This window comes from Burkholderia sp. LFS061, assembly GCF_047978125.1.
In the GTDB taxonomy this organism is placed as follows: domain Bacteria; phylum Pseudomonadota; class Gammaproteobacteria; order Burkholderiales; family Burkholderiaceae; genus Burkholderia; species Burkholderia pyrrocinia_C.
The window spans coordinates 132,398-141,085 of sequence record NZ_JBFPFS010000013.1; the positions used below are offsets into that span (position 1 = coordinate 132,398).

Annotated in this window: 7 protein-coding genes; 5 read left to right on the forward strand and 2 right to left on the reverse strand. The window is 68.5% G+C overall.

Features of this window, described 5'->3' with window-relative positions; all coding sequences use genetic code 11:
• Positions 1–4 precede the first annotated feature (4 nt).
• The 3 genes from fusA to ACNQQL_RS15005 all read left to right on the forward strand — a co-directional run bounded on the left by fusA (position 5) and on the right by ACNQQL_RS15005 (position 4,793).
• Positions 5–2,116: an elongation factor G gene (gene fusA / locus ACNQQL_RS14995; RefSeq protein WP_347064558.1), complete on the forward strand. Its 2,112-nt coding sequence runs from the start codon at positions 5–7 to the stop codon at positions 2,114–2,116.
• A 162-nt stretch (positions 2,117–2,278) separates the two neighbouring features.
• A complete protein-coding gene (locus ACNQQL_RS15000) occupies positions 2,279–3,289 on the forward strand; it encodes a HoxN/HupN/NixA family nickel/cobalt transporter (RefSeq protein ID WP_347064559.1) in 1,011 nt (336 codons plus the stop codon).
• Between the two features lie 289 nt (positions 3,290–3,578).
• Positions 3,579–4,793 carry a hypothetical protein gene (locus ACNQQL_RS15005; RefSeq protein ID WP_347064560.1) on the forward strand — a complete coding sequence of 405 codons (1,215 nt, stop codon included), beginning with the start codon at positions 3,579–3,581 and terminating at the stop codon, positions 4,791–4,793.
• A gap of 27 nt (positions 4,794–4,820) precedes the next feature.
• Here ACNQQL_RS15005 and ACNQQL_RS15010 read toward each other — a convergent pair whose 3' ends face one another.
• Positions 4,821–5,666 (reverse strand): aldo/keto reductase, encoded by an 846-nt coding sequence (locus ACNQQL_RS15010; RefSeq protein WP_347064561.1) that lies wholly within the window; start codon positions 5,664–5,666, stop codon positions 4,821–4,823.
• 166 nt (positions 5,667–5,832) lie between these two features.
• Between ACNQQL_RS15010 and ACNQQL_RS15015 the strand changes: the two genes are divergently transcribed.
• Positions 5,833–6,579 carry a GntR family transcriptional regulator gene (locus ACNQQL_RS15015; RefSeq protein WP_047898842.1) on the forward strand — a complete coding sequence of 249 codons (747 nt, stop codon included), beginning with the start codon at positions 5,833–5,835 and terminating at the stop codon, positions 6,577–6,579.
• 21 nt (positions 6,580–6,600) lie between these two features.
• Here the strand turns inward: ACNQQL_RS15015 and ACNQQL_RS15020 are convergent, their stop codons facing one another.
• Positions 6,601–7,992 (reverse strand): CoA transferase, encoded by a 1,392-nt coding sequence (locus tag ACNQQL_RS15020; protein ID WP_347064562.1) that lies wholly within the window; start codon positions 7,990–7,992, stop codon positions 6,601–6,603.
• A 148-nt stretch (positions 7,993–8,140) separates the two neighbouring features.
• On the opposite strand from ACNQQL_RS15020, the gene ACNQQL_RS15025 reads away from it, so the two are divergent.
• Positions 8,141–8,688, forward strand: a 548-nt coding sequence (locus ACNQQL_RS15025) for a helix-turn-helix domain-containing protein (protein ID WP_347064563.1), incomplete at its 3' end; no start/stop codon positions are given.

An 8,688-nucleotide genomic window follows, 5' to 3' on the forward strand; every position in this document is an offset into this window, starting at 1 on the left:
TCACGTGCCCCGCAAAACCCCCATCGAGCGCTATCGCAATATCGGGATCAGCGCTCACATCGATGCCGGCAAGACCACGACGACCGAGCGCATCCTGTTTTATACCGGCGTGAGCCACAAGATCGGTGAAGTGCACGACGGCGCGGCCACGATGGACTGGATGGAGCAGGAGCAGGAACGCGGCATCACGATCACGTCGGCGGCGACCACGGCCTTCTGGAAAGGCATGGCCGGCAACTATCCGGAACACCGGATCAACATCATCGATACCCCGGGCCACGTCGACTTCACGATCGAGGTCGAACGCTCGATGCGCGTGCTCGACGGCGCGTGCATGGTCTACGACTCGGTCGGCGGCGTGCAGCCGCAGTCCGAAACCGTGTGGCGCCAGGCGAACAAGTACAAGGTGCCGCGCATCGCGTTCGTCAACAAGATGGACCGCGTCGGCGCCGACTTCTTCCGCGTGCAGCGGCAGATCGGCGAGCGCCTGAAGGGCGTCGCCGTGCCGATCCAGATTCCGGTCGGCGCGGAAGATCATTTCCAGGGCGTCGTCGATCTCGTGAAGATGAAGGCGATCGTCTGGGACGACGAAAGCCAGGGCGTGAAGTTCTCGTACGAGGAGATCCCCGCGGATCTCGTCGAGCTCGCGCACGAATGGCGCGAGAAGATGGTCGAGGCCGCGGCGGAAGCGAGCGAGGAACTGCTCGAGAAGTACCTGCACGACCATGAATCGCTGACCGAGGACGAGATCAAGGCCGCGCTGCGCAAGCGCACGATCGCGAACGAGATCGTGCCGATGCTGTGCGGCAGCGCGTTCAAGAACAAGGGCGTGCAGGCGATGCTCGACGCGGTGATCGACTACCTGCCGTCGCCGGTCGACGTGCCTGCGATCCTCGGCCACGACTTCGCCGATCCGGAAAAGCCGGCGGAACGTCATCCGAGCGACGACGAGCCGTTCTCGTCGCTCGCGTTCAAGATCATGACCGACCCGTTCGTCGGCCAGCTGATCTTCTTCCGCGTGTATTCGGGCGTCGTCGAATCCGGCGACACGGTGCTCAACGCGACGAAGGACAAGAAGGAACGGCTCGGCCGGATCCTGCAGATGCACGCGAACGAACGCAAGGAAATCAAGGAAGTGCGCGCGGGCGACATCGCGGCGGCCGTCGGCCTGAAGGAAGCCACGACGGGCGACACGCTGTGCGATCCGACCAAGCCGATCATCCTCGAGAAGATGGAATTCCCGGAGCCGGTGATCTCGCAGGCCGTCGAGCCGAAGACGAAGGCCGACCAGGAAAAGATGGGCCTCGCGCTGAACCGCCTCGCGCAGGAAGACCCGTCGTTCCGCGTGCAGACGGACGAAGAGTCCGGCCAGACGATCATTTCGGGGATGGGCGAGCTCCACCTCGAAATCCTGGTCGACCGGATGAAGCGCGAGTTCGGCGTCGAAGCGACGGTCGGCAAGCCGCAGGTCGCGTATCGCGAGACGGTGCGCACGACCGCGTCCGACGTCGAGGGCAAGTTCGTCAAGCAGTCGGGCGGCCGCGGTCAGTACGGCCATGCAGTGATCACGCTCGAGCCGAACCCGGGCAAGGGCTACGAGTTCCTCGATGAGATCAAGGGCGGCGTGATTCCGCGCGAATTCATCCCGGCCGTCGACAAGGGCATCACCGAAACGCTGAAGAGCGGCGTGCTCGCGGGCTACCCGGTCGTCGACGTGAAGGTTCACCTGACGTTCGGCTCGTACCACGACGTCGACTCGAACGAAAACGCGTTCCGGATGGCCGGCTCGATGGCGTTCAAGGAAGCGATGCGCCGCGCGAAGCCGGTGCTGCTCGAGCCGATGATGGCCGTCGAGGTCGAAACGCCCGAGGACTTCATGGGCAACGTGATGGGCGACCTGTCGAGCCGGCGCGGCATCGTGCAGGGGATGGAGGACATCGCGGGCGGCGGCGGCAAGCTCGTGCGCGCCGAAGTGCCGCTCGCGGAGATGTTCGGCTATTCGACATCGCTGCGTTCGGCCACGCAGGGCCGCGCGACGTACTCGATGGAGTTCAAGCACTACGCGGAAACGCCGGCCAACGTATCGGAAGGCGTGATCAACGCGAAGACGAAGTAACGCGCCGGGCGCTTGCGCCCTGCCGTATCGTGCAAAGCCCGTCCGGTTCCGCCGGACGGGCTTTTTTTCCGATGCGCACCGCTCGCGGCTTTTTGATCGGCCCGCCACGCGTTTTTCTCGCATGCCACAATGCAATGCGATTCGTCCGATGGAACCGTCCCGATGCCGCCCACCGCAGCCCTGCGCCGCCTGCTGACCCTCTATGCCGGCCTGATCGCCGCGAACGTCGCCGTCTGGCTGTGGGCGCTCGCGGTGCTGCGCGACCATCCGTTGCTGCTCGGCACCGCGGCGATCGCGTACGGGCTCGGGTTGCGTCATGCGGTCGACGCCGATCACATCGCCGCGATCGACGTCGCGACGCGCAAGCTGATGCAGGACGGCCAGCGTCCGGTGAGCGTCGGGCTGTTCTTCTCGCTCGGCCATTCGACGATCGTGATCGCCGCGACGCTCGGCATCGCGCTGACCGCGTTCGCGCTGCGCGACAGGTTCGACGCGTTTCGCGAGATCGGCGGCACGATCGGCACGGCGGTATCGGCCACCTTCCTGCTCGTGCTCGCGTGCGTGAACCTGATGATCCTGCGCGACGTGTGGCGGCGTTATCGCGGCGCGCCGGAGCACGCGCACGGCGCCGCGCACGTGCACCGCCCGGCCGGACTCGTGTCGCGGCTGCTGCGCCCGCTGTTCCGGTTCGTGTCGAAGAGCTGGCACATGTATCCGGTCGGCGTGCTGTTCGGGTTAGGTTTCGATACTGCAACCGAAATCGGCCTGCTCGCGATTGCCGCCGCACAGGCGAGCCAGGGGTTGCCGGTCTATACGGTCATGCTGTTTCCCGCCTTGTTCACCGCTGGCATGACGCTGATCGACTCGACCGACAACGTGCTGATGATGCATGCGTACGGCTGGGCGATGGACGATCCGAAGCGCAAGCTGCTCTACAACGCGAGCATCACGTTCGTGTCGGCGGCCGTCGCGCTTGCGATCGGCGGGATCGAGGCTGCCGGCCTGCTCGCCGACAAGCTGTCGCTGACGGGCCCCGTGCGCGACGCGCTCGATGCGCTCGGCGAACGCTTCGGCTCGATCGGCTACGGCATCGTCGCGCTGTTCCTCGTCTGCTGGATCGCATCGATCCTGTTCCACCGCTGGCAGCGCGCGGCCGACGCGCCGGCGCGCTGAGCATCGTTCAGACGTTTCATTTCGGAAACAAAACTCCCGCAACGACGTTGCATGCGCCATCGCATGCATGCGCGCGCCTTGCGCCACGGGCGCAGACAGCCGGTGGCACGAATCTCGCAGATAGGGCTTCGCACGGCGGGCCCGCGTGCCGATACGCATTCGCGGCTGGCTTCAAGCGCCAGCCCGAAGGCAATCGGCCACCGAAAGGACAACGAATCTTTACTGGCCCCCTGCACCACACGTAGATAGCCGCGCGGCGACGAGGCTTCGCGCGCATTGGGAGGCCATAATGATGAAGACAAAACAGCCGTTCCGCGCGGCGGGACGGTGCTATCGCGCGACCTTGATGGCCGCAGCCGCGTTTGCCTGCTGCTGCTCGTATGCAGTCGCGCAGAACTCGGTGCCTGACTCCGCGCCCGACGCGGTCGCCAACGCCGACACCGTCATGATGCTGGTCGACGACGCTTCGTCGTGCGCAGCCAATCCGGCTGCATGCACGGTGCATGTCTATGCCGGCGGTGGCATCGGCGGTCACGGTGCCGGCGCGAGCGGCAGTGGCGGCAACCCCGGCGGCGGGAGCGGGAGCGGCGGAAATAACGGAAACGGCGCTGTCGGACCTGCTGGTGTCGGCGGAGCGACAGGTGCAACGTCCGGCGGTACGAACGGCACAGGCCGCGGAGGCAATGCGTCCGGCAACAGTGGTTCGGGTGGCGGTACTTCGGGTGGTGGCACTTCGGGTGGTGGCACTTCGGGTGGTGGCACTTCGGGCGGCGGCACTTCGGGTGGCGGCACTTCGGGCGGCGGCACTTCGGGTGGCGGCACTTCGGGTGGCGGTACTTCGGGTGGCGGCACTTCGGGTGGCGGCACTTCGGGTGGTGGCACTTCGGGTGGTGGCACTTCGGGCGGCGGCACTTCGGGCGGCGGCACTTCGGGTGGCGGCACTTCGGGTGGCGGCACTTCGGGTGGCGGCACTTCGGGTGGCGGAGGCCATGGCGGACATGGTGGCCATGGCGGCGGTGACGGAGGTGGCCAAGGCAATGGCGGTGGCCACGGCAACGGTGGTGGCCATGGCGACGGTGGTGGCAACGGCGGTCACGGTAATGGTGGCGGCGGCGCGGGTAACGGCGGCAACGGTGGTCACGGCAATGGCGGGGGCACCGGCAGTGGCGGCTCGGGTAACGGTGGCGGTAACGGCAGTGGCGCCGGCGGCAACGGCGGCCACGGCAATGGCGGGGGCACCGGTAGTGGCGGCTCGGGTAACGGTGGCGGTAACGGCAGCGGCGCCGGCGGCAACGGCGGCCACGGCAATGGCGGTGGCACCGGCAGTGGCGGCTCGGGTAACGGTGGCGGCAACGGCAGTGGCGCCGGCGGCAACGGCGGTCACGGCAATGGCGGCGGCAATGGCAACGGCAACGGCAGTGGTGGCGCCGGCAATGGCGGTGCCAACGGTGTCGGCAACGGCGGCGGTCACGGCAACGGCGGATCGTCCGGAGGCAACCACTGACCGGAAGCGTTGCCCGGCCGGGTGCCGTCAGAGCATCTCGAGCGCGCGCTTGGTACGCGGCGCACGGAAGTACGCGTCAAGCTGCGCGCGCTCGTCATCGCTCAACACGAAATCGAGCGCGGCACGGTTGTCTCGCACATGTTCGATCCGCGACGCCTTCGGAATCGCGAATACGCCCGGCTGCGCGAGCACCCATGCCAGCGCGACACGCATCACCGACACGCCGCGCTGCCGCGCGATCTCGTCGAGCGGCGAGCGCTTCGGCAACCGTCCGTGATCGACCGGGCTGTACGCCATCGCCGGCATCCGGTGTTCGGCAAGCCACGGCAGCAGGTCGAATTCCGGGCCGCGCCGCGCGATGTTGTAGAGGATCTGGTTGGTCGCGCACGCGCCGCCGCCCGCGTCGTCGACGAGCTCGGCCATGTCCGCCGTATCGAAATTGCTCACGCCCCAGTGACGGATCTTGCCCGCGCGTCGCAGCGCCTCGAAGCCCTCGACCGTCTCCTCGAGCGGCACCGAGCCACGCCAGTGCAGCAGGTACAGGTCGAGGCGATCGGTACGCAGGCGCTTGAGGCTCGCGTCGCACGCGGCGACGACGCCGCGCCGGCTCGCATGGTGCGGGTAGACCTTGCTGACGAGGAACACGTCGTCGCGCAGGCCGGCGAGCGCCTCGCCGACGAGCGCCTCGGTCGCGCCTTCGCCGTACATCTCGGCGGTGTCGACCAGCGTCATCCCGAGTTCGACGCCTTCGCGCAGCGCGGCGATCTCGTCCGCGCGGCGGGCCGGCCGCTCGCCCATTTCCCAGGTGCCCTGGCCGAGCTTCGGAATCGTCTCGCCGTCCGGCAGGACGACCGTGGCGATCGTGTCTGTCATGCGCTCCTCGCTGCGAATTCGTGGCCGCGCACCGCGGCCGAAGCATGGAATACGACGCATCAGTGTAGTCAATCGGCGCGACACCGGCCTATCGCACGGCAAAAACCGGTTATAACGGCGCCGCATGATGACTTAGAATGGCCGCAACCTGATCGATACCCACTCCATGAAGTCACCCACGGACGACCGCTGGCAGGACCTGCGCCCCGACCCCGACAACGACACGCCGCTCTACCTGCAGCTCGCCCGCAAGCTCGGCGACGCAATCCATGACAATCGCTGGACGGCCGGCGAGGCGCTGCCGTCCGAGCGCGTGCTGTCCGACGCACTCGGCGTGTCGCGCATCACCGCGCGCAAGGCGATCGCGCTGCTCGTCGAGCAAGGCCTGATCCGCCGCACGCAGGGCGCGGGCAATTTCATCCAGCCGCGCTATGAGGATCCGCTGTCGCGGCTGTCGAGCTTCAGCGAAATGCTCGAGCGTCGCGGCTTCAAGCCGAGCTCGCAATGGATCGCCCGCGAGATCCAGCCCGCGAACCGCGACGAGGTGATCCAGCTCGGACTCTCGCCAGCCGCGTCGGTTACGCGCCTGAAACGCCTGCGCCTCGCCGACGGCATCGTGATGGCCGTCGAGAACTCGACGTTCCCCGCGACGCTGATTCCCGATCCGCAGGCGATCGGCGGTTCGCTGTACAGCTATCTCGAAGCGCGCGGCACGCCGATCGTGCGCGCGCTGCAACATTTCCGCGCGGTCAACGCGACCGACGAGATCGCCGAACAGATGGGCATCGCGCCGCACGACGCGCTGCTGCTGATCACGCGGATCGGCTATACGTCGGACCAGCGCGCGATCGAGCTGACCGATACCTACTGCCGCAACGACTACTACGACTTCGTCGTCGAGCTGCGCAAGTAACGCAAGCCGCGCCGCCGGCGCTCACAGCCAGTGCGCATCGTCGGAGCCGAGCGGCACGGGCGGCCGCGCGAACGACGGCGGCGTCGCCGACAACCGCTCGGCCGGCCGCACGGCATCGATCGTGCCGAACGGCGATGCGATGCGATCCATCCGGTCACGCACGTCGGCAGCCGCGAGATCGGGCGCCTGCAGGCCGTCCGGCACGGCGCCGAACGACTGCAGCCAGCTCCCCGTCTGCGCGAGCGACAGCCGCACGTGCCAGCTTCCCCCTTCGCGCGCCCGGCGCGCAAGCGCGATCATCGCGCCGAACGCCGCGAGATAACCCGTCGCATGATCGAGCGCCTGGCACGGCAGATGGCGCGGTTGGTTCGCGTGCGCGGCCTGCTGCTCCTGCCACGCGATCCCGCTCGCCGACTGCACGAGGCTGTCAAAACCGCGCCGCTTCGCCCACGGCCCCGCGTGCCCGTATGCGGACACCGACACGCACACGATGCCGGGCCGCAACTCCGCCAGCGCCTGCGGTGCGAAACCGCGCGCCGCGAGCGCGCCGGGCCGATACGACTGCAGGAACACATCCGCGTCGCGCGCGAGTGCGTGCAGCGCATCGACGCCAGCCGCATCGCGCAGGTCGATCCAGGTCGAACGCTTGCCGCGCCCGTTGTCGATCACGAGCGGCGCGATGTTCGGCAGGTGCGGGCCGTTGACGAGCAGCGTCTGCGCGCCGTGCGACGCCAGCGTGCGGCCTGCGACCGGCCCCGCGATGATGCGCGTGAGATCGAGCACGCGCACGCCCGCGAGCGGCTGGCCGGCCTCGCCGCGGCCGATTGGCTCGACCGGCGCGTCGCCGATCCGCTCGATCTCGAACAGCGGCAGCGACGCAATCGCGCGCGCCTGCTCGTGCGCCGCCCATTCATCAGGTGTTCTGATCAACGCCGCGCACAGGCCGGCCTCGGCCAGCGCGGTATCGAGCGCCGCGCCGTCCCACGTGCGGATCGCCGCGGCAACGTCGGCCGGCTGCGCGCCGCAACCGAGCACGTCGAGGATCCCGTGCAGGTGATGCGGAAAATTCGCGTGCAACTGGATCCAGCGCCCGTCGCGCGTCTCGAAGAAGCCCGTCACCGGGTGACGCAACTCCGGCGGCGGGCCATCGTCCACGCGCAGGTAGCGTTCGCTGCGGAACGCGACCAGCGCGTCGCGCACCGACACGTCGACGGATTGCGCGACGCCGGTGCGAAGCCGGTGGCATTCGGCCGCCGCGAGCCCGGCTGCCGCGATCGTCGCCGCGGCGAGCGTGCCGACATGGAACGTCGACGGCAGCGCCGGATCCCGGCCCGTCACGGTCGCGCGGGCCAGCGCGTCGCGGTCGCCGTGCGCGAGTTGCCACAGATGGGTCAATGCGAGTTCGGGTGTCATGGCGAAGTGAGCGCCTCAGCGTCGGAGGGGAAACGGAATCGAGTCTAGAATTCGCGACAGGCGCAATCAATCTTGATTGCACGAATCAATACATAACGAATAGTTGTAGCCGGGCAGCGCTTCATGCGCCCCGACAGGAGCGACCGGCATGACATCCCTCAGCGCGCAGGAAGCCGCCGGCACCCTCGGTGTCAGCGTGAGCACGCTCTATGCGTATGTGAGCCGCGGACTGCTGCGCTCGCTGCCCGACGGCGCGACCAAGCGCCGCCGCTACGACGCGGACGAGGTGCGCCTGCTCGCGCGCCGCCGCGCCGACGCGAAACGCGCGGGCGGCGTCGCCGAGCGATCGCTCGACTGGGGCGTGCCGGTGCTCGAATCGCGGATCACGCAGATCGCCGACGGCCGCCTGCGCTACCGCGGCGCCGATGCAATCGCGCTTGCCGACGAGGCAACGCTGGAACAGACGGCCGCCAGGCTCTGGGAGTGTTCGCCCGCGCGGCTTGCCGCAGCATCGCTCGCGTCGACCGGTTTCGACGCCGCGCAGTGGGACGACTGGGCGCGCCGCTGGGCGCATCTCGCGCCACTCGAACGCACGCTGGTGCTGCTGCCCGCCGCGGCCGCGGCGCTGCCGCGCCTGTGGGCGCAGGGGCGCGACGCGCAGCTCGATTCGGCCGCGCTGCTGCTGCGCGTCGCGAC